The organism is Pseudomonas sp. KT_2_4 (genome assembly GCF_041410225.1).
Taxonomy (GTDB): domain Bacteria; phylum Pseudomonadota; class Gammaproteobacteria; order Pseudomonadales; family Pseudomonadaceae; genus Aquipseudomonas; species Aquipseudomonas paracarnis.
In genome coordinates this window covers 1,694,126-1,716,971 of record NZ_CP166962.1, presented here as the reverse complement: position 1 = coordinate 1,716,971, position 22,846 = coordinate 1,694,126, and the positions used below count along the sequence as shown (strand labels likewise).

38 protein-coding genes and 2 tRNA genes are annotated in these 22,846 nt (G+C 58.6%); 23 read left to right on the top strand and 17 right to left on the bottom strand.

Annotation, left to right across the window (positions count from 1 at the left end):
• Window positions 1-11 precede the first annotated feature (11 nt).
• The 17 genes from AB9N64_RS07730 to AB9N64_RS07650 all read right to left on the bottom strand — a co-directional run bounded on the left by AB9N64_RS07730 (window position 12) and on the right by AB9N64_RS07650 (window position 9,353).
• Complete coding sequence (locus AB9N64_RS07730) at window positions 12-365, bottom strand: four helix bundle protein (protein WP_014717870.1); 354 nt, start codon at window positions 363-365, stop codon at window positions 12-14.
• Window positions 366-423: 58 nt separating this feature from the next.
• Complete coding sequence (locus AB9N64_RS07725) at window positions 424-1,017, bottom strand: DUF1566 domain-containing protein (protein WP_371360143.1); 594 nt, start codon at window positions 1,015-1,017, stop codon at window positions 424-426.
• 120 nt (window positions 1,018-1,137) lie between these two features.
• Complete coding sequence (locus tag AB9N64_RS07720; protein WP_371360142.1) at window positions 1,138-1,614, bottom strand: hypothetical protein; 477 nt, start codon at window positions 1,612-1,614, stop codon at window positions 1,138-1,140.
• 92 nt (window positions 1,615-1,706) lie between these two features.
• Window positions 1,707-2,033 (bottom strand): hypothetical protein, encoded by a 327-nt coding sequence (locus tag AB9N64_RS07715; protein ID WP_371360141.1) that lies wholly within the window; start codon window positions 2,031-2,033, stop codon window positions 1,707-1,709.
• Between the two features lie 69 nt (window positions 2,034-2,102).
• Window positions 2,103-2,693: a hypothetical protein gene (locus tag AB9N64_RS07710; protein ID WP_371360140.1), complete on the bottom strand. Its 591-nt coding sequence runs from the start codon at window positions 2,691-2,693 to the stop codon at window positions 2,103-2,105.
• Window positions 2,694-2,696: 3 nt separating this feature from the next.
• Window positions 2,697-3,320, bottom strand: coding sequence for a YqaJ viral recombinase family protein (locus AB9N64_RS07705; RefSeq protein WP_371360139.1), 624 nt, complete (start codon window positions 3,318-3,320; stop codon window positions 2,697-2,699).
• Window positions 3,301-3,822, bottom strand: a complete 522-nt coding sequence (locus AB9N64_RS07700) for a hypothetical protein (protein WP_371360138.1) — start codon at window positions 3,820-3,822, stop codon at window positions 3,301-3,303. Before AB9N64_RS07700 ends, AB9N64_RS07705 begins: the two co-directional genes overlap by 20 nt.
• A 326-nt stretch (window positions 3,823-4,148) precedes the next feature.
• Window positions 4,149-4,331: a hypothetical protein gene (locus tag AB9N64_RS07695; protein ID WP_371360137.1), complete on the bottom strand. Its 183-nt coding sequence runs from the start codon at window positions 4,329-4,331 to the stop codon at window positions 4,149-4,151.
• Window positions 4,328-4,465 carry a hypothetical protein gene (locus AB9N64_RS07690; RefSeq protein WP_340052093.1) on the bottom strand — a complete coding sequence of 46 codons (138 nt, stop codon included), beginning with the start codon at window positions 4,463-4,465 and terminating at the stop codon, window positions 4,328-4,330. Before AB9N64_RS07690 ends, AB9N64_RS07695 begins: the two co-directional genes overlap by 4 nt.
• Window positions 4,462-4,674, bottom strand: a complete 213-nt coding sequence (locus tag AB9N64_RS07685) for a hypothetical protein (protein ID WP_371360136.1) — start codon at window positions 4,672-4,674, stop codon at window positions 4,462-4,464. Before AB9N64_RS07685 ends, AB9N64_RS07690 begins: the two co-directional genes overlap by 4 nt.
• The gene (locus tag AB9N64_RS07680) at window positions 4,671-5,093 is read right to left on the bottom strand and encodes a hypothetical protein (RefSeq protein WP_371360135.1); all 423 of its coding nucleotides are present in this window, start codon (window positions 5,091-5,093) and stop codon (window positions 4,671-4,673) included. The genes AB9N64_RS07685 and AB9N64_RS07680 overlap by 4 nt, the downstream gene beginning before the upstream one ends.
• Before the next feature lie 21 nt (window positions 5,094-5,114).
• Window positions 5,115-5,375: a hypothetical protein gene (locus AB9N64_RS07675; protein ID WP_371360134.1), complete on the bottom strand. Its 261-nt coding sequence runs from the start codon at window positions 5,373-5,375 to the stop codon at window positions 5,115-5,117.
• A gap of 194 nt (window positions 5,376-5,569) precedes the next feature.
• On the bottom strand, window positions 5,570-6,028 hold the full coding sequence (locus AB9N64_RS07670; RefSeq protein WP_106111224.1) for a hypothetical protein: 459 nt from the start codon (window positions 6,026-6,028) through the stop codon (window positions 5,570-5,572).
• Window positions 6,029-7,229: 1,201 nt separating this feature from the next.
• Window positions 7,230-7,538: an outer membrane protein assembly factor BamE gene (gene bamE / locus AB9N64_RS07665; protein WP_371360133.1), complete on the bottom strand. Its 309-nt coding sequence runs from the start codon at window positions 7,536-7,538 to the stop codon at window positions 7,230-7,232.
• Window positions 7,539-7,650: 112 nt separating this feature from the next.
• Window positions 7,651-8,169, bottom strand: a complete 519-nt coding sequence (locus AB9N64_RS07660; RefSeq protein WP_371360132.1) for a hypothetical protein — start codon at window positions 8,167-8,169, stop codon at window positions 7,651-7,653.
• Window positions 8,166-8,489 (bottom strand): hypothetical protein, encoded by a 324-nt coding sequence (locus AB9N64_RS07655; protein ID WP_371360131.1) that lies wholly within the window; start codon window positions 8,487-8,489, stop codon window positions 8,166-8,168. The genes AB9N64_RS07660 and AB9N64_RS07655 overlap by 4 nt, the downstream gene beginning before the upstream one ends.
• A 78-nt stretch (window positions 8,490-8,567) precedes the next feature.
• Window positions 8,568-9,353 (bottom strand): helix-turn-helix transcriptional regulator, encoded by a 786-nt coding sequence (locus tag AB9N64_RS07650; protein ID WP_371360130.1) that lies wholly within the window; start codon window positions 9,351-9,353, stop codon window positions 8,568-8,570.
• A 108-nt stretch (window positions 9,354-9,461) separates the two neighbouring features.
• Between AB9N64_RS07650 and AB9N64_RS07645 the strand changes: the two genes are divergently transcribed.
• From AB9N64_RS07645 to AB9N64_RS07535, 23 genes are all read left to right on the top strand, one after another.
• Window positions 9,462-9,656: a Cro/CI family transcriptional regulator gene (locus tag AB9N64_RS07645; protein WP_040267806.1), complete on the top strand. Its 195-nt coding sequence runs from the start codon at window positions 9,462-9,464 to the stop codon at window positions 9,654-9,656.
• Window positions 9,657-9,685: 29 nt separating this feature from the next.
• Window positions 9,686-9,880: a hypothetical protein gene (locus AB9N64_RS07640; RefSeq protein WP_040267807.1), complete on the top strand. Its 195-nt coding sequence runs from the start codon at window positions 9,686-9,688 to the stop codon at window positions 9,878-9,880.
• 19 nt (window positions 9,881-9,899) lie between these two features.
• On the top strand, window positions 9,900-10,145 hold the full coding sequence (locus AB9N64_RS07635; RefSeq protein ID WP_065943824.1) for a hypothetical protein: 246 nt from the start codon (window positions 9,900-9,902) through the stop codon (window positions 10,143-10,145).
• A 168-nt stretch (window positions 10,146-10,313) separates the two neighbouring features.
• Complete coding sequence (locus AB9N64_RS07630) at window positions 10,314-11,036, top strand: phage antirepressor protein (RefSeq protein ID WP_371360129.1); 723 nt, start codon at window positions 10,314-10,316, stop codon at window positions 11,034-11,036.
• Window positions 11,037-11,059: 23 nt separating this feature from the next.
• Window positions 11,060-11,755, top strand: a complete 696-nt coding sequence (locus AB9N64_RS07625; RefSeq protein ID WP_371360128.1) for a helix-turn-helix domain-containing protein — start codon at window positions 11,060-11,062, stop codon at window positions 11,753-11,755.
• Window positions 11,752-12,507, top strand: coding sequence for a replication protein P (locus tag AB9N64_RS07620; RefSeq protein ID WP_371360127.1), 756 nt, complete (start codon window positions 11,752-11,754; stop codon window positions 12,505-12,507). The genes AB9N64_RS07625 and AB9N64_RS07620 overlap by 4 nt, the downstream gene beginning before the upstream one ends.
• Window positions 12,504-12,692, top strand: coding sequence for a DUF1382 family protein (locus AB9N64_RS07615; protein WP_371360126.1), 189 nt, complete (start codon window positions 12,504-12,506; stop codon window positions 12,690-12,692). The genes AB9N64_RS07620 and AB9N64_RS07615 overlap by 4 nt, the downstream gene beginning before the upstream one ends.
• Window positions 12,689-13,096, top strand: a complete 408-nt coding sequence (locus AB9N64_RS07610; RefSeq protein ID WP_371360125.1) for a phage protein NinX family protein — start codon at window positions 12,689-12,691, stop codon at window positions 13,094-13,096. Before AB9N64_RS07615 ends, AB9N64_RS07610 begins: the two co-directional genes overlap by 4 nt.
• The gene (locus AB9N64_RS07605; protein WP_371360124.1) at window positions 13,093-13,770 is read left to right on the top strand and encodes a hypothetical protein; all 678 of its coding nucleotides are present in this window, start codon (window positions 13,093-13,095) and stop codon (window positions 13,768-13,770) included. Before AB9N64_RS07610 ends, AB9N64_RS07605 begins: the two co-directional genes overlap by 4 nt.
• Entirely contained in the window at window positions 13,767-13,994 is a 228-nt protein-coding gene (locus AB9N64_RS07600) for a hypothetical protein (protein ID WP_371360123.1), read from the top strand. The genes AB9N64_RS07605 and AB9N64_RS07600 overlap by 4 nt, the downstream gene beginning before the upstream one ends.
• Complete coding sequence (locus AB9N64_RS07595) at window positions 13,991-14,407, top strand: recombination protein NinB (protein ID WP_047882124.1); 417 nt, start codon at window positions 13,991-13,993, stop codon at window positions 14,405-14,407. Before AB9N64_RS07600 ends, AB9N64_RS07595 begins: the two co-directional genes overlap by 4 nt.
• A 376-nt stretch (window positions 14,408-14,783) precedes the next feature.
• Window positions 14,784-15,425, top strand: coding sequence for a recombination protein NinG (locus AB9N64_RS07590; protein ID WP_371360122.1), 642 nt, complete (start codon window positions 14,784-14,786; stop codon window positions 15,423-15,425).
• Window positions 15,422-16,003, top strand: a complete 582-nt coding sequence (locus tag AB9N64_RS07585) for a hypothetical protein (RefSeq protein WP_371360121.1) — start codon at window positions 15,422-15,424, stop codon at window positions 16,001-16,003. The genes AB9N64_RS07590 and AB9N64_RS07585 overlap by 4 nt, the downstream gene beginning before the upstream one ends.
• A 127-nt stretch (window positions 16,004-16,130) precedes the next feature.
• Window positions 16,131-16,206, top strand: a tRNA-Thr gene (locus AB9N64_RS07580).
• Between the two features lie 3 nt (window positions 16,207-16,209).
• Window positions 16,210-16,284, top strand: a tRNA-Asn gene (locus AB9N64_RS07575).
• Between the two features lie 228 nt (window positions 16,285-16,512).
• On the top strand, window positions 16,513-16,851 hold the full coding sequence (locus AB9N64_RS07570; protein ID WP_003175039.1) for a hypothetical protein: 339 nt from the start codon (window positions 16,513-16,515) through the stop codon (window positions 16,849-16,851).
• A complete protein-coding gene (locus AB9N64_RS07565) occupies window positions 16,848-17,192 on the top strand; it encodes a hypothetical protein (protein WP_371360120.1) in 345 nt (114 codons plus the stop codon). Before AB9N64_RS07570 ends, AB9N64_RS07565 begins: the two co-directional genes overlap by 4 nt.
• Window positions 17,193-17,505: 313 nt before the next feature.
• Complete coding sequence (locus tag AB9N64_RS07560) at window positions 17,506-18,129, top strand: putative metallopeptidase (protein WP_371360119.1); 624 nt, start codon at window positions 17,506-17,508, stop codon at window positions 18,127-18,129.
• Window positions 18,130-18,160: 31 nt separating this feature from the next.
• Entirely contained in the window at window positions 18,161-18,637 is a 477-nt protein-coding gene (locus tag AB9N64_RS07555) for a DUF2280 domain-containing protein (RefSeq protein WP_371360118.1), read from the top strand.
• Complete coding sequence (locus AB9N64_RS07550; protein ID WP_371360117.1) at window positions 18,612-19,925, top strand: terminase large subunit domain-containing protein; 1,314 nt, start codon at window positions 18,612-18,614, stop codon at window positions 19,923-19,925. Before AB9N64_RS07555 ends, AB9N64_RS07550 begins: the two co-directional genes overlap by 26 nt.
• Window positions 19,922-21,277 (top strand): DUF1073 domain-containing protein, encoded by a 1,356-nt coding sequence (locus AB9N64_RS07545; protein WP_371360116.1) that lies wholly within the window; start codon window positions 19,922-19,924, stop codon window positions 21,275-21,277. The genes AB9N64_RS07550 and AB9N64_RS07545 overlap by 4 nt, the downstream gene beginning before the upstream one ends.
• Window positions 21,274-22,392, top strand: coding sequence for a DUF2213 domain-containing protein (locus AB9N64_RS07540; RefSeq protein WP_371360115.1), 1,119 nt, complete (start codon window positions 21,274-21,276; stop codon window positions 22,390-22,392). The genes AB9N64_RS07545 and AB9N64_RS07540 overlap by 4 nt, the downstream gene beginning before the upstream one ends.
• Window positions 22,392-22,844: a hypothetical protein gene (locus AB9N64_RS07535; protein ID WP_371360114.1), complete on the top strand. Its 453-nt coding sequence runs from the start codon at window positions 22,392-22,394 to the stop codon at window positions 22,842-22,844. Before AB9N64_RS07540 ends, AB9N64_RS07535 begins: the two co-directional genes overlap by 1 nt.
• Window positions 22,845-22,846 lie beyond the last annotated feature (2 nt).

The following is a 22,846-nucleotide window of genomic DNA, read 5'->3' as shown; positions in this document are numbered from 1 at the left end:
GGCCTTGACCCTCAAGCAGCGGGCGCGGTTGCGGACTTCTTCCAGGCGTTTGCCTGGCGGCCAACTGAGGCCGTCATCATCATTGCCTTGGCGTGCTGCCCTTTGCTGATCAACCCTCGATTGGTGAGGGCGCGCAGCAGGTAATTGAGCATCCAGATGCTTTCCAGCAGCAGGTTGATCTGAGGCAGTTTGTCCCGGGTCATGTTGGCCCGACCGATCAGCACCAGGACCTGCAAGCACTCGTCCCGGATCTTTGCCCCGACAACCTGTTTCAGGTCGCGCGGGATATTGCGCACCAGGTCAAGCGAAAGGCCGAGCAACTCCTCGGCCACCTTGTGGATTTCCAAATCCGTATGCAGCGCCATCCCTGGCCTCCCTGAAAAGCGAGGGTGCTATCGCACCCATGAATGAAGAATTGAATGATCAAATAAACTTTCTGCGGACAGGGCGCGCGAGCCGCTCGTCGTTCTTGACGCCGTAGTAGAGCCAGCCAACTCCAAAGACCATGAAGTAGGCGTAGTAGGCGGAGCGCTGCGAGCTGGTCCAGTGATAAGACTGCGTGAACACATCTGGCACGGTGATTTCGAGGAAGGACGCCTCACGACGCGCCATCAGGTAGAAGTCCTTATGCCCGTCGCGCTCGAATGCGGCGCAAAACTGGGCGGCAGGGTGGTCATGCTCCCGGTTGCTACTTGCCAGGTATGCGGTGTTTGCCTGCCCATCCCATGGGGATTTGGCGCCGTCGAGCTCCTGCCCGTAGCCGCCCCACTCATGGGTCGCCTCAGCGTCGCTGCCAGTCGGCACAATCAAGTAGTAGGGCTTGTCGCCGCCAGGGAACAGTCCGCCGTTCACGCCGCCTTCGCCGGGCCAGTATTCGCCGACGGCAGGAATGCCGCTGGCCGTAATGGCTGGCCCGGCGGCGATGGCCAGGGTTGCGAGTTTCAGCACCACACCTTCGTCCGGGCTGCTGATTGTCAGATCACCGCGGGTGTAGGTAGTCAGTTCATTTGAGTGCATGGGATGCTCCTGTGAGCGAGATAAGGGTGCAGGTAGCCGGCGCTTCCCGACGAGCTTCTGGTCTGAGCGCCGTCCTGGCGCTCCCGGGAATCACCTGCGAAAAACGAATGAAGAAATGAATTACTGAATGATGAGGCTGCGGACAGGGCGCGCGAGCCGCTCGTAGTCCTTGGCGTAGTAGTTGAGCCAGCCACCTTCAAAGACCATGTAGTAGGCGTGGTAGGCGGAGCGCTGCGTACTCAGCCAGTGGTAGCGGTCATCGCGGAGCTCCACCAGGCCATCAGCCTTGGCCGCCATCAGCAGCTGGCCTTCAAGGCAAGACGGGATGAAGCCATCCAACTCCAGGGCCTTCACGGCGATCACGCTGCCAGCCTCGGCCATCGCGCTGGTGTTGGCTTCCCCGTCGCTGTAACTGCCGGCGCCTTTTATCTCGACACCGTACTCACCCCATGGGCCGCTGAGTTCGTCAGGCAGTAGGATCAGGGCGCGCTCTACGCCGTTGAGCCAGTAGCGGGTTACGAACACACCGCCGGCCAGAGGTTGGCCGCGCTCAGGGAGTTCTGCGGCGAGTACTGTTTGCTGTGCTTGCTTGGTCATTGGGTTACTCCGGATAAGCGCCGCCCTCCGGAGTCCGGTGGTGGCAATTTGGTTTGGGTTGGGGTATTACGGGTGACCGGCATGGAGCCGCATCAGGCGGGCTCGATGATCTCGTCGCCCGGGTCTTTCTGGATGGCGAGCAGGCTTTTATTGCGGAATTCCCGCGCCACGTTTTGCGATATCTCTATTTTGTGGCGCGGCGGATTCAACAGAGGTTGGCACTTTGCGGCGCCCATCGCGTGCAGGTGATGAATCATCAGCGTCATTGCCTCTCCCTGCTCAGTAATGCCTGACCACTCCATCAGGTCGGCCAGCGCCTTGCGGGTGCCTGGGCGAACCCTGAGCCTCAATTCCTCTTCGGCAAGTGCCACGCGCTTCCTGGCAGTTTTTGCCGAGCGCTCCTGCACAGTCTTGGCCATGGCCTACCTCTTCTATTCCGCTGGCCGGCAGTGCGAGCCAGGTTTGTCGTTTGCGTTGCTGGGTGCGGGCTATGCGGCGCAAGAGGTGCTCCCGCGCCGGGCCTTCGGATAGTCGATGCCGTGGGCCGCGATGATCCGCTCGAATGCCTTATTGTTGATGGCGAGCTTCCCGCAGCACTGGCGCCGTGTGATTCCCAGTTCCAAGAACGCACGGATGCGCTCGGCGTACTTCGCGTCGCGCTCACCCATTTGGTCTCGGCGATAGTTGCTGTTCGCACCACCTCGCTCCGGCTTCTTGAACGTGATGTCGTTCATGGTGGCGTGCTTGTAGACGTTGCGGCGACTGATGCCCAGTGCGGCGGCGGCCTCTGTCTGGGTGTGCGTGGCGCTCAGTTGGCGCATGTGCTCGACCAGCTTTAGCCTGGCCTGCTCCCGGACATCTTCCCTGTCCAGGGGCAGGGGAGCCGCTTCAACCCTGCGCCGAACGAACGGCTTTGGCGCGGGCGGCTCTTGAGGTACGTATACGACCGGTTTCGGCGGTGGTGGAGGTTTTATTTCCTCTATCTCACCGCCGGCCGCCACAAACTCAGCGACCTGGGCGGCCAGCTCGTTCGAAGACTTCCGAAGGCGTTCTACTTCGTTCTGTAGGATGCTGATCATGGATCACCTCGGAATGCTTTTCAGTGTTGTCTGGACCAGCTCAAGGAACTTGGCGCGGCGTTCGGCCAGGCGCAGCAGCTCTTCCTTGAAGTCGTCCCGGGTAGACCGGTACACGATGAGCTGGCTTGCCTCGGGGAACTCGGAGCAGAAACTGACGAAGTCGACCCAGTCGCGGCCAGTGCAATCAAGGTGGCTGACCAATTGCCAGCGATAGGCAGGGTCGAACGATCCACGCTTTAGGGTGGCGTAGTGCACGGCGGCGGTAACGCACTTGATCTCAAGCACCCCATCAGTGCCTATGAGGCCGTCTGGAGAGTCGCCATGGTCGCCGCAGTCGAAGAATCCACCGTTGGTAACGGTTACGAACTCGGCGTCCTCGTAGTGCATGCTGGCGATGGGTTCTTGCTCATGCCCGCGCTCGGTGTGGTCATTGGAGAAGCTGAACTCAGCCTTGCGCCCGGTGGCGATCTCCAGCGCTACCTGGAGTGCGTATTTCTTGGCCGGTTCCCCGAATGCGCCATCACCGTTGGCCATGTAGCAGCCAGCGTTGGAGCCGGTGGCCTTGCCTACTCGCAGTTGAACCCACACATCCGTGTTCTGCTCAACGTCATGCCACTGCCGATTCATCGCTGCACTCCTTGATCAGCTGCTGCTGGTGATCATCGGTCATTGAATACCGGGCGAGTACAGCGTCCAGGTTGCCGTCGCGCTTATACGCGGCCTTGGCGTTGGCCCAGGGCCTCGCGACCTCAGGCGTCAACCATGCAACCGTCGGCGCTTTAGGGCTGATCCGCAGGCCTTCCATCACCTCGCGGCCGAACTTCACGTTCGAATCCACGTACACGGTGATCTTGATACCCTGCCAGTCCTCAATGAACGGTGAGTTGGTCAGCGCCTTCATGGTCTTGCTGTTGGTTACGTTGAGGATCATCGGCTTGAGCTTTTCGCCTGGGCGGATCTCGCGCTCGACGAAGTAGGCCGTGTTGAACAGGTCCTTCGTCTTCTTCGTCTTATCCACCTCCAGCGATACGCGGGCCACGGTGAAGGTCATGTGACCGACGATGTCGGCACTGCTCAAGTAGGGGCTGTTGAAGGCCTTCTTGAAGTGGGTTTTCGATTCGTTGGACACGATTGCTCTCCGCGCCACCGGAGAGGGGCGCCGTAAGTGTTTAGGAGGTGATTCGATCAGCGAGAGCGCTGAGCAACATCAGGAAGGTGAGGATGGAGAGTGCTATGGCAGGCCCGCACCAGAAGCAGTAGCGCTTGGCTCTTTGGTAGGAGGTCATAGGTTTGTCCTCTTGCCCTTGTGTCCACAGATAACGGCAAAAGCGTATGGTGCAAATGGCATCGGCTTTCGGGCGAGCTCAAAAATATTCCAGATGCAGGCCAGCACCAGTGCCCACGGCGTGAACCGCCAGAACTTCATCACCGGCCACATGAATCGCTGTGGCGGTTTCATGGGTTGATCGCTCTACTTGCCAGAGCCTCAAGCTCTTGGGCTTCTCGGCAGAAATCGCTGTAATCCCATTTCGGGTACTCTTGCCGCGCTTCGCAGCCCTGGTTGTCAGCCTGCATGCCAAGTACGTAAGCGTTCCTTGCCAGCATCAATGCCATGATTTTAAGTTGCTCGCTGCTCATACGCTCACCTTGCAAGTCCAGCGGCCCGCACACTTGCAAGGCTGCTCGATCCATTTCACGTCTACCAGAAACAAGAAACCCTGATTTCTCAGGGCCTCGGCGATACCTTTGAATGATCCGGCAATGATGGTCATGACGCCTCCTTGAGATGCGTATTGCGCTCGACGAACTTGGCATCCAGCGCATCGCGATAACGGTTGGCGGTAGGGGAGTCGACCAGATCGGCGAACTCGGCCATTTCGATCATGCCCATGACGAAGGTGCGGTCCGGTACCGGGGTGCACGACTTCTTCATCTTGGCGATTTCCAGGCCCAGGCGGGCGAGGGCGGTAGGGGTGTTCATAGTTCGTCGTCCTCGGCCTGGGCGGCCAGTGCATCTTCTGCCAACGGCTCAACAAGGCGCTGAGCGATGATCCTGAGCTGTTCTTTGGGATCAGCTACCGCCAGCAGGTCCTCGGCGCCGTCGCGGGCCAGGAAGCGATCACCAAGCAACCCGGCAATGACCATCTCGCCAATGGCGCATGGGCTCTTGCTATCACTGTTGATCGCGAACTGCTCGACCTCGGCGGCGAAGGTCTTGAACGTCACGCCCTGCGCGGAATGCATTCGGCGCTTGAACTGCACGTCGCTGCGCCGATCAACCAGCGTTTCAACCGCGTTGTCGATCCACTCCTTGCGGGCAATCTCCACCGCCGACTCGCTCACTGGAGGCGGCAACTGAGCGTCGTAACGCTCCTGGCATATCTTCAATGCTGCGTTCATGGTCGCCTCCAGGGTGGCGGGTCAGTCGTAATAGGCTTGATCGGCCAGATACTCGGAATGCTCACTCACAAGCCATTCCTCCATCTGGGCGATATCGGAATCAGTCAGGTGGCTGGTATCGTCTTTCGATTCCCACTCGATTTCGCAATGACCGAAGTACTCCTCAGGATCAGCAGCCCGGCAGCTAAAATTCCCTTTCGACTGAGAAAAGGAAACAACGCTCAGGTTGATGGCAATGTCTTCGCCGTCCTTGATCGTCCAATATTCGTAAGTGCGGGCCATGGCGACCTCCAGTGTTCCAAATCCAGCCAAAGGTAATCGACATGCTGTCCCGGCCCGTGCTGGGCGTAGACGCGGTCGCGGTGTTTTAAGTTGACGTGCAGCTTTGCCTTCTTCCGCTTGGGCCAGGCACTGCCGCAGATCTTGCAAACATGAGCTACAAGCTCTTCGGCCATGGCGACCTCCAGTGTTTGGGGTTAGGCGGCTACCGGCTGATTCATCAGTTCGGCGTACGCGTTGAGTGCTTCTTCGCGGGTATCGCCGAATGCGTAGTTGGCCGACGACTGCAGGTCTTCAAACCCTTCGCCTACCACGCACCACGCACTGCCATCCTTCATGACGCGGATGGCCCACCAAGGCTTCTGGAATCCGTCAGTGCGGCAGGTGTTGCAGGCCCAGGTGCCGCCGTAGACGAAGCCAGTCTGCTTACACTGGCCGTGCGGGAATGGATGGATGAAGTAGATCTTGCCGTCGCGGATCATTTCGTCGGCCTTGTACCATCCCTGCATGCGCTCGGCCTTGTATGCGCCGTCGATGGCATCAGCAAGCTCAACTCCTTGAACGCGAGAGTTGAACCCGCCACCAAAATGGGCATCGAGGCTTGAAGGCTTGAATATCTGGTAGGCGTATTGGATCTTGCTTGGCTGCTTGCTCATGGCTTGCTCCGTTGCATTTTGGTTCACCTGTATTCGTCAACACTCATGCCTCCCGCTGGTTGCCGATGGGCGCGGGGGAGGAGTGCTGACGTAATAGAGGTGGGTAAGGGTGCCCAGGCCCGCTACTGGCGACGGCCTGGGTTTGTTGCATCAGCGGTGTGGCCCGTTGCCCGCTGTTGATTGCAGGGCTGGCCGTTCGTCTTCGTAGGTTGGCGGTGAGCTTCCTCCCCAGGGCGTCAATCAGCATCTGTTCGCCTTGGATCACAGGTCCCTACAACATGCACGCTGCAGCTCGTTTGCCCGGTTAGGTGGGCAGGGTGCATGAGGTCCGGCGGTCCCAGCCGAAGCTATCGGGCCCGCTAATTCTTGAGTTTGGTGTCTCTCCCATCTGCCGCTGGGATTCGCGGGGCGCATTGCTTGCCGGGTCATTCGTGCCTACTGGGCATACACGGTTCTGGCGTTTCACCATCGAGCAGCCGCACAAGGTTTTCCCTGTCGTTGGCAGGCTTTCGGGCCTGTCTGCTCGCCGGTCGCCGGTAGAGGCAATGCGGTCTGTTGTTTGTTGCGCTGACTGTTAAAGAGCGGTCAGGCCCTGAGGCCCTGGAGAGTCCCTGTTGGGTGACTCGATGGAGTGAACAATACCGCCGGTATTCTACAAGGTCAATACCGCCGGTCATGTATTTTTCAATAGGCGAAAAAAAACCCGCTGGTGGGCGGGCTTTCGGTTGGCTTTCTTTCAATCCCTTCGGAGGCTCGATGCGCGACCGTACTCCGTTTCGTACTTATCAACGAGGTTTCTACATACGTCTCGGATCATCCGCCTCGACTGCACAGAGGCGAGTTGATCGTCCACGTCCTTCCAACAAAGGTCGATAGCGGCACGTGCGGTATCTTTAGCAGTGGGAGGGCCAGACATTGCCCCAATACCCATCATCACCAACAAAAGAATAATCGGCGTCAATATGATCCAGGCCCATATTGGGAGTCCTTTCTTTTCCTGTGGAGGGATGGCGGTAGATAAGTCAGCACCACAGTGGCGGCATCGGACTGCCTCAGCTTTGATCATTTCCGCGCAAAACGGACATTTTTTTTCTTCTGTGGTCACACTGCATCCCTCAATTTATACGCCCAAATCACAGCGTCCAAGGTTTTCTGAATAAGAGGAAAGACCAGCCATAGGCGCCTCTTTCAGAATCCTAATTTATTCGTCAGGGCTTGGCTTTGCTATGAAGTCTTTTGGGATGGTTGGGACCTTGAATACCTTGCCGTCCTTCATTTCGAAAGACACTGACTTTGCCCCACCGAAGGCCGTGGCATGCGTGTATACCCAGATCTGAGAGTCTTCTCTAGTGGACACCATGTATGGGTTGCCCATCGTCTCGTACAGTTGCTGCTCGGTCATGCCTACCTTCACCTTGCTGGCCTGGCCGAAGGTAAATGGCGTTCCTGCGCATCCGGCTAGGACGACTAAAATTATGGCAAGCGAAACTAGGCGAATTTTATTAATCATGGTGTCCTTCCCGTAGTTGAGTACGAACTTTACCATTAGCGGCTTACAGCCACCATTCGCCTGGTAGAGAATGGCAGATACAAGAAGCCCGGCGCTGGGCCGGACTTAATTCTTATTGCTTAGGCGGGACACTGGGCTGCGCGGCAGGGGACTCGGCCTTTCCTGCTTGGAACGCGGACATGGTCGTCTGCATAGCCCCTAAGACATTGGCCTGGTTGGCGTAGTACGCGCCAACCAAAATTGCTACCACGGCTAAAAGCTGGACGATTACGGCGGCCCAGTAATTAGACTTTACTGTAGCTGCTTGCTTGGCTGCATCTTCGGCGCCTTCAGCTGCCTTGGTAACTCGCTCAGCAATTAACTCGAAGCGTTTATCACGCTCAAGCTGCGCTTTATCTCGCTCTGCCTGCGAAGCCAAGAAGCTCTCAATTTTTGCAGATACAGATTCTACGCGAGCATCCATCTTTGCTTCGATGGTCTCGAGCTTTGCGTTGAATTCTTCGCGAGTAATGTCGTTCATGACTCCAGTATCGCTTGCTTTTGGCTTTTCGTCAGGAATGTTTTTTGCTTCTATGACAGCCACGTCCTCCCGAATTGGTCTGATATTGTCGCCCCAGCCGTGATCTTTCATTGCGGGAGCTCCGGATTTTCTTTCACCCACTCAACAACTCGGTTTGCATAAATCGATCTGAACGTGCCGCAATTTTCACAGCTCATCGAAAAGCAAAGACGGTAGTAGGTGGTGCCGGCTATTGGCATTTTGTAGGCTGTCAAAAACTCCTGATCCTTACCAATCGCACTCCCTGTGAACACTGTCCAGGAGTCACTCGTGCCACAGTGCGGACAGGTGGTCGACATCTTAACGCCGTCCAGGAATCTGATGAATTCGCCGTACGAAACCTTGAATTTATCTGATGCGTACAATACTGAAAGCTTGTCTTCTTCATCCATGCTTAAGCACCAATTCCTGAATCAAATCTAAAATTAATAAGCGGGAGGCTGCAACGCTAGCTGCGCATCAAGGATTGCTTAAAGCATCCCGCCGCGCCAAACCACGCGACCGATGATGCGAACCTCGTTTATCTCCCCGTCCCGCAGCGTCTCGTCGCCATAGCGCGCCTTGTCCGGGTTGTCGCTACGAATGATCCAGCCATCGAAGTCTGACTTCACCAGGCGCTTCACGATCGTTCCTTTTGACTCGCTCTGCATTGCGAATATCTGACCGTCCTTCGGCTCAATCTTCGACTCATCTACCAGCAGTACGTCGCCGTCGTTGATCGTCGGCTCCATGCTATTGCCGCTGGCATAAATCACGTCCAGGTGCTTCTGGTTGAGGTTGTTTGCGCGCAGCCAGGCCGATTTGAATGCCATCACGCCGCGGATCTCGACGTGCGGGTTGTCGTCCCCGTCGCCGGTTGATCCGCGCGCCGTCAGTTGCAGGACGCCGGTGTAGCCGGATTCATCGTTCAGATCGAAGCTGCGCGGGGGAGTGCGGCCGTCAGATGCCTGTTGTGCATCTTTTCCAGGCAACGCCTCAGACATTTTTTCAATTTGGGCGGCCAGGGTAGGGCTTATCTCGGAGACCGGGACTCCGAGGGCTCTGGCAAACACGACTGCCGCATTCACGCTCAGCGCGGTGCGGCCGTTCATGAAGTGGCTGACAGCGCCTTGGGTGACGCCATCGCCCAGATCGGCGGCGAGCTTTTCCTGAGTGAGCTTGAGCTCTCCGCGCTTAGCCTGGAATAGGGATTTGAGCCGGGCGCTGTCTTGCAGCTGCCATTCGGATAACGGAAGCCGTCTGGAGTCTTTTTTCATTCGCTGATGGTATTACCCACGGTATTTACTTAACCAATATCGCCGGTATTGACTATGAACAATACCGGCGGTCATACTTGTGGTGAAATCTACGTAGAGGACGCCGCAATGCGCCGAATCACACTCACCGAATTTGCCAAAGAGCACGGCCATACCAAGGCCGCACAAATGCTTGGCTGCACACAGGGCGCGCTGAGCAAGGCGATCCGTGTAGGCCGCGATGTGTTCGTGACCCTCGAAGAGGACGGCAGCTTGTCGGCCCAAGAGCAGCGTCCGTTCCCATCGCAGAAATCAGCTGCATAACCCTTTCGAACAACCAAGGAGCCTCACCAATGGCATACGACGACACACGCCACCTGAAAGACCGGGAGATCAAGTCCCGTTATGACGATGAAACCTATGAAGCGTTAAAGGCTGTGGCTCGCCTGCACAAGCTGCAGCTGGCCGTGTTTGTGCGCATGTGCGTCGAGGAGAAGTTGGAAAGCATCGTTGAACCGAATGCTACCGGTAAACACATGCAGGCCTGAAGGCCCTGAAGGAGGCTATGTGCCTGAAACCACGATCTGCCACGGGATCGATGGGCGCCTCTACGAGAAGCTTGAACGTTTGGCGAAGGATGCGGGCATGACGCCCGACGAATACGCCGCAAAGCTTGGAGCAGAGCGTTTTTTCGAGAAGACCAGGCCAAGAGGCGCCGGAAAGATCCGGCATCTGCCAACAACAAGGCGAGAACCGCCGAAGCCCGGAATAGGGCCTGAAAAAGGAGGGCCTGATGAAGACCTCAACCAATAAACCCAAATCGCAGGCACAAAAAAGCCGGGGCGCAATCCCGGCTCTTTTTACAGCGCTTGCAAATAACGTTTCAACGTGGAGCTGATTATGCATACGTCGAACACTGATGTACAGGCCCTCAATAATCCCGCGCCACGTTTTCTGCAATCGCAAAACGTGGCGCGGACAATGTCATCCGTAGATCTGCGCGACCTTGTAAACGATGCCCGCACCCGTGCAGGCGAGTCAAAGGTCAGAAACGACCAGTTCATTATTCGCGTAGAGGACGAGTTATCCGGGGAACTGGGGGTATGCAGTTTTATTGCACACCCCCAAAGCGGGGTAATGATGGCCTCGTACGACCTCACCCTGGATCAATGCACCCTGGTGGGGATGCGGGAATCCAAAGCTGTTCGCCGGACGGTCCTGCAAAAGATCAAAGATCTGGAGGGGCCTAAGCAGCTCTCGACCATCGAAATCCTGCAGATCGCCATGGAGTCTGAAAAGTCCCGCTTGATGCTCACCGCGCAGGTCGAGCAGCAGGCCACCAAGATCCATTCCCTGGAGAACCTGTTCAAGGAAGGCATGACCCACACCCAGTTCTGCAAGGGCCTCAATGGGGTCAACGTCATGCAGGTGGGCAAGTACTTGGAATCGCGCAGCTGGCTCTACAACGAGAGCAAGTCCGGCCTGCGCCATCGTGTGGGCTCATACGCCCGCGACAAGTACATGACCGAGCACCAGCACGAAGTCACCCCGCACGGCAAAGAACCTTTCATCTCCTACACGCCTGTTCTGCTTAAGAAGGGCGCCGCACGCCTGTACGACCTGTACCTGGCTGGCGATCTGCCCATGAAGAAGACCTGGGACGGCCTGTTCACCCATGACAAGGCTATGCGGGGTGCAGCGTGAGTATGGAGCTGATGGTTAAGGCCATGAAGACCAAGGTCGGTAACCCGCTGCGCAAGCTGGTGCTGATCAAGCTGGCCGACAACGCTAACGACGTGGGCGAGTGCTGGCCGTCCTACCAGCACATTGCCGACCAATGCGAGATCGACCGCAGCACTGTTCGCCGCCATATCAAGCACTTGGAAGAGCAGCGTCTGCTGAAAATTGAGAACCGCGATGGCCCGAAAGGCAACTCGTCGAACCTCTATTTTCTGACCCTTGGGGGTGTGGGCACAGAAAGCACACCTGTAGGCCCAAAAAGCACAGGTGTAGGCACACAGCCTACACCCCCTGTAGGCCCAGAAAGCACCAGAACCAGTCACTCTTTTGAACCAGTCATTGAACCAGTAGAGCAGCCGGTCGCTGACGCTCCCTCTGCGAAGAAGAAGGCGACCAAGTTCGACCCGCTCACCTGCAAACCGGCCAACGTTAGCGAGCAGGTTTGGGCTGACTGGTGCCAGCACCGCAAAGAGATCCGCAAGCCGCTGACCAAGACCACCTGCGAACGCCAAGCTAAGACCCTGGCTGGCCACCACTGGGCCGACGCCGTGATCATCCAGTCCATCAGCAACGGCTGGACCGGCCTGTTCCCGGAGAAGGTCGTGGCGGGCGGCAATACATTCAGCAACGGCCCGGACTTCTACGACAAGTCGTGGCGCACCGATACGAGTGATGACCTATGAAGAACGTCACTCAGATGATCCCAGGTGCAGCGCGGGCCCTGGCCACCGCCACCCCTTATCAGGCCCCGGCGCAGACCGGAACCCAGCTGGGCGTTGTGGATGACGCCACCGGTGAAGTGGTTGAACGCCTGTTTCGGCAGTTGCAGGCCATCTTCCCGGCGCACAAGCAGGCATGGCCGGACGACAAGGCCAAGGCCGCAGCGATGCGCAACTGGACCATGGGTTTCATGGCCGCCGGCATCCGCACGCTGGAGCAGATCCGTTATGGAATCGAGCAGTGCCGCAAAAGCGGCTCACCGTTCGCTCCAAGCGTCGGCCAGTTCATAGGCTGGTGCACGCCTGGACCTGAGGCGTTCGGCCTGCCAGCGAGCGCTGACGCGTGGGTGGAGGCGTTGATGGGCGTCTACAGCCATGAAGGTGTGCGCGTCGCGGCCAACGAGACAGGAATATTCGACCTGCGCGCCGCCAAGCAGGAAGACAAGGGCCTTCGCCAGCGCTTCGACCACAACTACGCCGTGGTGATCCGCCGAGCCCAGGAAGGTCGGCCGCTGGACGGGAAGATCCTCACCGGGATCGGCCACGACAGCCAGAAGACGCCCTTTGAACTCGCCAACGAGCTCGCCGACCAGCAGGTCCAGGCAAAAATCATTCAGCAAGGCATCCCGGCCGACGGCAAGTCAGCCCGCGAGCTGCTGCTGGCAAAAATGAACATCAAGCGCGATGCACAGCGCGGCGTGGAGCATTCGTCATGAAACGAGCAAACCCAGCACAGCTACGCCAATCCCTTGAGATGGCGAACACCATGGTCAAGCACGGAATTCGTTTTGTATGCATGCCGGTGGTGGATGAGGCGGACATGGCCAATCTCGCCAGCCAGGCCGCTGAGCGCTTTGATCGCTTGGGATTGATCGCAGAAGCAGCGGAGCAACGGACATGAACGAATTCGTAGAAGTTAAGACGCAGGACTTGTCGGGCGCGGCGCTGGATTGGGCTGTGGCGAAGGCGGCAGGTGTGGAGGCGGACTACTTGTGCCCCTTCATCATTGATGAAAACAACCAGCCCGTGGTCGTTCTGAACAAGGCGAAGTGGCTTGAAGACGAGGAACCTATGGCGATTTGGTCGCCATCCACCGACTGGGCCCAGGGCGGGCCGCTGATCGAGAAGTACAAGCTCGACATCGGGGCGCCAATGGAAAACAAGAGCGGGCCGTGGAATGCAGCTACCGAGTGGGGCCACCCGAATGGCTACAAGGGCGAAACCCCGCTTATTGCAGCTTGCCGCGCCATCGTTTCATCTGCTCTCGGCGACACCGTAAGCGTGCCAAAGGAGCTGCTGTCATGAGCGACAACACCGAACTGAAGCGTCTGGCCGAGGCGCACGTCCAAAAAGATATCGTCGACCCGATTGAGTCTACGCGAGTAATGCTGGTTGAGCCTAAAACCGTACTGGCCCTGATCGCCGAGAGCGAGCAGCTTCGGGAAGCGCATGAGCAGATCTGCACGAGTTACAACAAGGTCAGCTACGCGTCAGAAGAGCGAGGCAAGCAGATCGACCAGCTCAAGGCAGAGCTTGAACACACTGGGTACGACCACGACCTGTTGCGCAATGAGCGCGACCAGCTCAAGGCTGCTATTTCCACTCCTGAGCTGGTGTTCATCAACATGAAATCCGGTCGCATCGCGAAAATTTCGCTGCGTAGCGCGATCGACCTGCACGGCGAGGTCATCAATGGCGACGACGCGCAACAGATTGAGATCGCCAAGCTCCGCGCCGAAGTAGCCGGCCTACGCACCGGCTACGAATCCTACGAGCGGGTGAATGCTGAGTTGAAGGCTGAGGTGGAGGAGCTGCGCAAGGAGCGTGATGCACGCCACCCCTTCAAACCTTTCCATGAGCCTTCGATTGGATACACCGGCTGCGTGATTTGCGGCGTGTACACCGACCACGGCGGCCTGCCATGCCCGAAAACGCGCGCAACGGCCTACGCCGCCCTGGGCCAGGGAGAGCAGTCATGACTCTCAACTCAATCGCTTTGTGGCTGGGCTACGGCTCAATGATCGTTGGTGCCGTGCTGCTAATCACGTCGATGCTCTTCGTTGGCGGTTGCGCGCTTGCTGCGGTCGCCAACAAGAGCCTTCGCGCGCTGATCCGTATTTATGACTTGAAGACCCTGCGCGCGACCATGCGTCAGCTTGAGGCCGAAGGAAGGGTCAGCAAGAAGACGGGGGTGCAGTCATGACCAGCCTCCAAATTCGCAACGAATCAGACCGCAACAGGGCCATGGGTCATATCGCCAGCCTGGACCTGAGCAAGCCCAAGAAGCTGGCCATCACCGAAGTGGACCGCAGCGGGGAGCAGAACAAAGCCCTGCACGCGGCGCTGGCCGATATCGCCGCCCAGGTCGAACACGCCGGGAAGAAGTGGGATGTCCTGATCTGGAAACGCCTGTTGACCGCCGCCTGGCTGCGTGAGTCGGGCGATCAACCGCAAATGATACCTGCGGTAGACGGCAACGGCTTCGACGTCATCTACGAGCGCACCAGCAAGCTCACCGTGAAGCAGTGCGGCGAGTTGATCGAGTGGGTTCACGCCTTCGGCGCCGAGCACCAGGTGCGCTGGACGCAGAAGGACAACTGGGGAGGGCGCTACTGATGAGGCAGGGTCACGAAACACCAGTAAACGCTGCGGCGGCCCGTGTCATAGGTCGAGGTGAGTCATTTGAATATCGCGGGCTGGAAACCGAGATCTGCTCGTTTCTGCCAATCGATATAAAACCGCTTCCGGAAGGCATGGAGAATCTGGTGGGCAGAAAATTCGGCCGATTGGTTGTCGCTGGATGGATAGGTCAAGGGAAAGGGCGCTGGTCCTGCCGTTGTCAGTGCGGCAATTACGTCGTCCGTCGCGCCAAGGCAATTTGGCAAGCTGCGCCTGACGCCTCCTGCCAGCAGTGCTACCTGATGGCCGTTTCGAAGCGCAAGGAATACATCCGCAGGACCGGAAAGCAGTGTGAGACTCGGGAGTTCCTTGTATGACCATCGAACGGAAACCGGCCAAGCCGAAAAAATGCCGCGTCTCTGCGTGTAGGGCCTCATTCATCCCTTCGCGTATGGGGCAGGCGGTGTGCAGTCCAGCCTGCGCGCTGATCGACGGGCCGAGGCACGCACTAAAGGCCCGCAAGGCTCTGGCCGAAATCGAGCGCAAGGACATCAAGGTCCGCAAGGAGGCCCTGAAAAGTCGCGCCGACCACATGAAGGATTCCGAGAAGGCTGTGCGGGACTACCGACGCACCTACGAGCTGAGCATCGGCAGCGGGTGCATCAGCTGCGGTGAGTCGCAGGAATCGATTCTGTCTGCCCAGGGCTGGAAGGTCGGCGGCGCATTTGATGGTGGCCACTTCATGGGCAAGGGAGCTCGCCCCGAGCTGCGCCTGGAGCCAACCAACATATGGCTTCAGTGCAAAGCGTGTAACTCGGGCTCCTACATGCACGCTCGTAAGGGCTACACCGTTTCCCAGGGCTTTCGTACCGGGCTCATTGCTCGCATCGGCCTGGAGGCTGTCGAGGCGCTGGAAGCCGACCACACGCCACGCAAGTACACCGTAGAGCAACTGAAAGCCATCACCGCCGAATACCGGGCAAAGACCAGAGAACTCAAGAGGGCTGCAGCATGAAGATCAACTCAGCGCGCCAGGCTTGGCATGACTGCAAGTACAACCCGGCCCCCGGCCAGACCTCCGATGTTGTGCAGCTAGGTGTGGTGGTGCAGAGCACCGAGCGCGGCCCGACGGCAAACCACGCAGTGCACGGAGCTTTGGCTGGGCACATCCAGTCGGCAATCGCTCGTCTGCACCCGCAGATCCGCGTATTCGGTGACTTCATGTACGCCGCCGAGCAAAGCGACGACATTCGGGAGGCGGCGGAAGAGGTCGTGTTCCTGCTGGTGCAAAACAGGTCTCCACGCATGACGGCGGCCAAGCGCGAGAAGCTGGAGTTCGTCGTAAAGGGCGTGCTACGCCGGTACCAGCACATGCACCAGGGCGGGCAATCGTCCAACGAAGACCCGCTGGCCAACGCCGAGAAGTTCAGGGCCTGGATGTGGCAGGTCTACGAAGTGCGCCTGGAGTCGTGCAACTGGGAGCGGGATTGGGGTGGTGTGCTGCAACTGATCTTCGAGTGCTGCGAGGATCTGGATCGGCGAGCATTGAGCCCCATTGCAGCGGTAATTTACGAAATGCGCGAGGCCGCATGAGGGCCTATTGCGTTCCCGTGCGGCTGGTGATACCTTATCGCCACTGTTAGAGTTTTGCCTTCGGCAACTTAATCGATGATCCAAGAAAACCCGGCCACCGCGCCGGGTTTTTTATTGCCCGAATTCAGCCGCCATAGCTCCAGTGGTAGAGCAGTCGCCTTGTAAGCGAATGGCCCGGGGTTCGAATCCTCGTGGCGGCACCACATTGGTGAGTAGCACAGCGGTAGTGCAATCGGCTGTTAACCGATCGGTCAGTGGTTCGATCCCACTCTCACCAGCCATCGACGGAGGAAGTGAAACAGCACAACGCTGCGGATCAGGCCTCAACACACCGCCTAAGGGCGCCGGATCAGGTAACCGGCAACCCTCATTTTTTAATGAGGGCCTATTCAGGGCCCCGACAAAGTGCGAGGCCTCTTCGTTTTCGGCTCCACCACACCCATTGCTCCGAGCTGGGAGTGCTGTGTGAGCCGATTCAATTCCCAAACATGCCCCACGGAGTCGAGCGCATGGAGTATCTACAGCGCCTGCTCGACAAGATCGACAGGTTCGAATTGTTGATTGCGGGCCTGATTGGGGCCGTTGTTGCGAGCTGGTGGCACAAGGACGACTTGTCCGACTGGCGCGCCTGGATGGTGTTCTTGGTCACTGGGGTGGCCTGCTCGCTGTACCTGACGAGCATGGTCAGCGCCTACCTGAATGTCACTGAGCCAAAGATCGTCGCCGGGATTGGTTTTCTCCTTGGCACGTTCGGCGGCTCGCTCCTTGCGGCAATCAACCGAGCCATCAAAGCCGCTGACCTCTGGGCGCTCATCCGCCAGCGGTTCGGGGGAGGCAATCCACCATGAATCTTGAACTGATCAACTCCATCGCCTGCGGCCTGATCGCCTTCTGGGCGACCTGGTGCGTACTGAGCGGGAAGGTGAGGGACGGCATTCTCGGGAAGCTGATCTACACCACGATCGCCATCACAGGTTTCGTTGTGTCGGTGCGCAGCCAAAACATCTTCTTTGGCCCGACGACTGCTGGCCTGACGCTGCATGTCGCCCTGGCCATGGCCGGTGCCCGCCACATCTTCATGGTCACGTACTGGCAGCAGGTGAAGGTCTGGCTGTGTCGCACGCTGAGCTGTGAGCACTGCATGGGGTGCGATAAACAACCAAGGGGTAGCGATCGAAGGGCCAAGTAAGCTGCGCCGCGAATACCTATTACAGGTTTTCGTGGCGCTAAAGAGTCTTACCTTAGTTTGGCCGCCTCTTGTATTTGATCAACGTAGGTGGACAGCCTGTTCATTTCAGCCGAAAGGTCGGAACCAGAAGACCCGACTCTAGCGAGAATAAGGTCAATGGCTGCCTCCAGAGCGACTAGGCGCTTCCCTGCATCATCCGATTTTACGTAAGCGACTGCGCGGAAGGTGTTGTTTAGTTCTGACATACATCACTCCTTTTTCGTGAACCATACCAATACCGGCAACCCGCCACTATTACAAGCTCGGAGGGATTATGGATAGGCCGTACCCTCCATCTTCACTGCTTGACCTGTCCGACCTCTCTCACTTCGGCGTACGCCTGACACCAGCTCCTGAGGTCTGGGAATGGCTCCAAGCAGAGATCCTCGCTGACAACGGCTGCATTCACAACGAAGACCATGCCCACCTACTGGATGCGGACATCCGCGTCATGTGGGCGTCGTCGAGCTTCGCCAAGCATGGTAGGACAGTCCTGGGCCAGGCCGAGCAAGTGGGGTTCCGCGCTGGTGGCTGGCAGAAAGCCCGGATGGAACAGCAGATGCGTGATTGGTTCGGCGACGTGCCGGCCTTCATCATCACCCTAGCTGCGGACTACTGCGCTCAGTGCAGCGACACCGACTTCTGTGCCCTGGTTGAGCATGAGCTCTATCACATCGCCCATGCCATGGATAAGTACGGTCAGCCAGCATTTACCAAGGATGGCGCACCCAAGCTTGAGATGCGCTCACACGATGTCGAGGAGTTCGTTGGCGTGGTCCGCCGCTACGGTGCAAGCCCTGACGTTCAAGCGTTGGTGGATGCTGCAAACAGTCCTGCCGAGGTGGGGAAATTGAACATATCGAGGGCCTGCGGAACCTGTCTGCTCAAGCTGGCCTGAGGATAGACAGCAATAGACGGAACCCAACCCTATGGCAGCCCTGAGCAGCGAGGTGAAGGCCTTCATCGTTCAGGCACTGGCCTGCTTCGATACACCATCCCAGGTGGCAGAGGCCGTCAAGCAAGAATTCAACGTCGTAGTGAGCCGCCAGCAGGTTGAGTCACACGACCCTACCAAGCGATGCAGCAAAACTCTCGCCAAGCGCTGGGTGGAGATGTTCCATGACGCCAGAGAGCGTTTCCGTAACCAGACGATCGATATCCCAATTGCCAACCGGGCCTACAGGCTTCGGGGGCTGGGGCGAATGGCTGAGAAGGCCGAGAACATGCGCAACCTGGCGCTGACCGCTCAACTCTACGAACAGGCGGCCAAAGAAGTGGGCGATGTTTACGTGAATCGCCGAATCGAACCTGAGAAACCTCTGGGCTCCCAAGCGGACCAGCAGCACGCAGTTGCTGAGTACACCCTGGAGCCTGACGAAAATGTCCCCACTACCCCGTACCTATGACGCGCCGGTGAAGCTGACGCCGAAACAGGCGAACATTTACTGCTGGGGCTTCCAGCCTCAGGCGCGCTTCCGCGACGCGGTGTGTGGTCGCCGGTTCGGTAAGACGTTCTTGGGCAAAGCTGAGATGCGCCGAGCTGCTCGGCTGGCTGCTGAGTGGGGCGTGAGCGTTGAGGACGAGATCTGGTATGGCGCGCCGACGTTCAAACAGGCCAAGCGCGTGTTTTGGAGGCGTCTGAAGCAAGCCATTCCCGAGGCGTGGCGTGCGCACCGCCCAAACGAGACGGAATGCTCGATCACCCTCAAGTCCGGCCACGTCATGCGGGTGGTGGGGCTCGACAACTACGACAACCTGCGGGGCTCCGGACTGTTCTTCGTGCTGGTGGATGAATGGGCAGATTGCCCGTGGGAAGCCTGGGAAGAGGTTCTGCGGCCGATGCTCTCGACCTGCCAATACTCGATACCGGGCGTAGGCCTGCGTAAAGGCGGACATGCCCTGCGTATCGGTACACCAAAAGGTTTCAACCATTGTTACGACACATTCCAGGATGGGCGGCCAGGCAACGAGCCGGACCATCGCAGCTGGCTTTACACCTCAGTCGACGGCGGCAACGTACCTCCTGAAGAGATCGAGGCCGCCCGCCGCAAGATGGACCCTCGCACATTTCGTCAGGAATACGAGGCGAGCTTCGAGAACTACCAGGGCGTCGTTTACTACACGTTCAACCGAGAAGAATGCCGCACCACCGAGCGCATCAAGCCCGGTGAAGCTCTGCACATCGGTATCGACTTCAACGTCATGAAGATGTCTGCGGTAGTCAACGTGGTTCGTAACGGCCTTCCTCTGGCGCTCGACGAGTTCCATACGGTGCGCGATACGCCCGAGATGATCGACAAGATCAAAGCGCGGTTCCCCGGGCACAGCATCGCGGTTTATCCCGATGCCAGTGGCCAGAACACCAGCAGCAAAAACGCGAGCGAGTCCGATCTGTCGCTGCTTCGCACAGCAGGCTTTGCCGTGTATGTCGATTCAACGAACCCGGGCGTGAAAGACCGCGTGAACGCAGTCAACGCCATGTTCCTGAACGCCTACGGCGAGCGCCGCTACCGCGTCAACATTGACCAGTGCCCAAAGCTTACCCAGTGCCTTGAGCGCCAGGTTTACGACAAGAAGGGCGACCCAGACAAGAAGGGCGGGTTTGACCACATGGTGGATGCGATGGGCTACATGATCGCCCAGCGGTATGGCCTCGCAAACTCCTACACACTCGCAAACGTGAGCAACTCATGAGCGCACTCAGCTACCTGAAAGACAGCCTGCAGAACCTGGTCGCAGGACTGGGTACTGCGCGCGACAAGGCATCTCACTCGCACTATGCCATCCCGGAGATGGACGACCAGCAGCTGCTGAACGCCTTCCGTGGTTCGTGGACTGCGCAGAAGGGCGTGACCATCCCCGCGGTGGACGCGTGCCGTAACTGGCGCAGTTGGCAGGCTGACAAGGGCCAGATCGAGCTGATCGAGGCCGAAGAGGACCGACTGAACGTCAAGGGCAAGGTGCTTGAGGCCCTATTGAAGGCCCGCCTGTTCGGTGGTGCTGCCGTGTTCATCGGCACCGGCGAGCGTGATACGGCATCCGAGCTGAACCCTGAGCGAATCAAGCAGGGAGGCGTGAAGTACCTCACTGTCATGACTCGCCGACAACTCAGCGCGACCGAGATTGAACAAGACCCGCAGAGCCCGCGCTTTGGCAAGCCCAAGGCTTACCGGTTACCGGGCAGCTTGGTTGAGATCCACCCGTCGCGCTTGGTGATCTTCATCGGCACGCCACACCCTGACCCTGAGCTCGCGGTCGGTTGCGGCTTCGGTTGGGGTGACTCAGTGCTCCTGGCTGCGATGCCCGCCGTGCGTCACTACGACGAGACGGTGGCCAACGTTGTGAGCCTGGTCTACGAGGCCAAGATCGACGTCATCAATATCCCAAACCTGATGGCAAGCATGCAGGACAAGAATTACGAGCGCTTGCTGCTGGAGCGCTTGCGTCTGGCTGCTACCGCCAAGGGTATCAACGGCACGCTGATCCTCGACGGCGCCGAGACCCATAGCTCCAAGTCGGCCAGCTTCGGCAATCTGCCTGAGGTGATCGCCAAGACAGAGCAGGGCGTGTCCGGCGCGTTCGATATCCCGGGCACCCGAATGTTCGGCCAGTCCTCCACGGGCCTGGGCGCCAACGGCGAAGAGAACACCCGCAACTACTACGACAACGTCGCGTCGCGCCAGAAGCTGGAGATCAAGCCAGCCATGAGCGTGCTGGATGAATGCCTGATCCGCTCAGCGCTGGGCAGCCGCCCCAAGGAGATCCACTACTCATGGGCGCCACTGTGGCAGGCCACGGCCAAGGAGCGGGCAGACATCGGCAAGACCACCGCCGACACCATCAAGGCGCTGAAGGATTCGGCCCTGTTCCCTGAAGACGCGCTGTCGGCTGCCTCGGTGAACCTGCTGGTGGAACTGAGCGTGATGCCTGGGCTGGAAGCGGCCATCGACCAGTTCGGCGCAGAGCTTCCGGACGAAGAGGGCGGTGATGATCTTCCGTCCTCACCAGGCGCCGAAAAACCAGACCCTGAGGAAATCATCCCATGATCTTTACCGACTCCGTGCCTGTCTCCGGTGTTCGACGCACGGCAGACGGCTACCTGGTGGCCGAGGCCTTCGTCGCACGCACCGGTATTCAGGATTACCTCGGCTCCGAGATTGACCCGAACAACGAACACGGCCTGCGGGATGTTCCCATCGTCAAGGTGTACCGGCCAGAGAGCTCGGTGTTCCACAAGGACGCGATGAACTCCTATGCCTATCGGCCCATGACCAACGACCACCCGGGCGGCGACGGTGTCAACTCCCAGAACTGGAAGGACGTGGCTGTCGGTAACACGGGTGGCGAGGTTATCCGTGATGGTCAGCGGGTGAAGGTGCCCCTGGTCCTCATGGATGCCACCGCCATCTCGGACTTCGAAGCAGGAAAACGACAACTTTCCATGGGCTATGGCGCTGAGATCATCTTCCAAGATGGCGTAACGCCAGAGGGCGATCCTTATCACGTCAGTCTTGGCCCAATGAAAATGAATCACCTCAGCCTGGTGCACAGCGCGCGGGCTGGCGAAGAGTTTCGTATCGGTGATAGCAAACCAAATACCCCAACAGGAGGCCATGACATGGCTGATGCACTGCGAAAACTCCTTGTCGATGGCATCTCCATTGATGTCACCGAGCAAGGCGCCCAGGCCATCGAGAAGCTGAACACCAAGCTTGCCGATGCTGCCACTGCCACCAAGACCCTGACCGACGCGCACGCTACTGCGATTGCGCTGAAGGACGGCGAACTGGCCAAGAAGGACGACGAGATCACCAAGCTCAAAGCGGCTGTGATCAGCGATGCCGACATCGACAAGCGCGTAACCGCCCGCGCTGACCTGCTCACCAAGGCCAAGACCATCGCCGATGCCGACTACACCGGCAAGACCGATGCCGAGATCCGCAAGGCCGTGGTCATCGCCAAGCTGGGTGATGCGGCCGTGGCCGGCAAGTCGAGCGACTACGTCGACGCCCGCTTCGAGATCCTGGTCGAAGACGCCGCTAAAGATCCTGTTCGTCAACACTTCCAAGCTCAAGACGGCAAGCAAAAGAACCCGAACGACAACGGCCAGTCGGCCTATGAAGCTCGCCTCAACGATGCATGGAAAGGGGAGACCAAGTAATGGCCGTTCAAACTACCTACACCTCGAACATCCGCGCCGGCTTGCCGGGCATGATCGTTGACATGATCCCGAAGACGCTTATCTCGCGCACCGTGCAAGCGGCAGGCGGCCTGGCATTCGGTATCCCGGTTATCCAAGGCACAGCAGACAAGGCCGGTCGCGCCTCTACCACTGGTGACACCGCTGCCAAGTTCGTTGGTATCAGTGTTCGTGACCGCTCCGTCAAGGCAGAGGCCAACGCCTACAGCCAGTACGAGTCGGCGCGCGTCATGACCAAGGGCGCCATCTGGGTAACTGCTTCGGTGCAAGTGGCCGCTGGCGACCCAGTCTACTTCTTGCCCGCCACGGGCGTGTGGACCAACGTGGCTACCGACAACGTACTGGTTGCAGGCGCTCGCTTCGACACCAGCACCACCGGTACCAACCAAATCGCTCAAGTCCGCCTGGGCTAAGG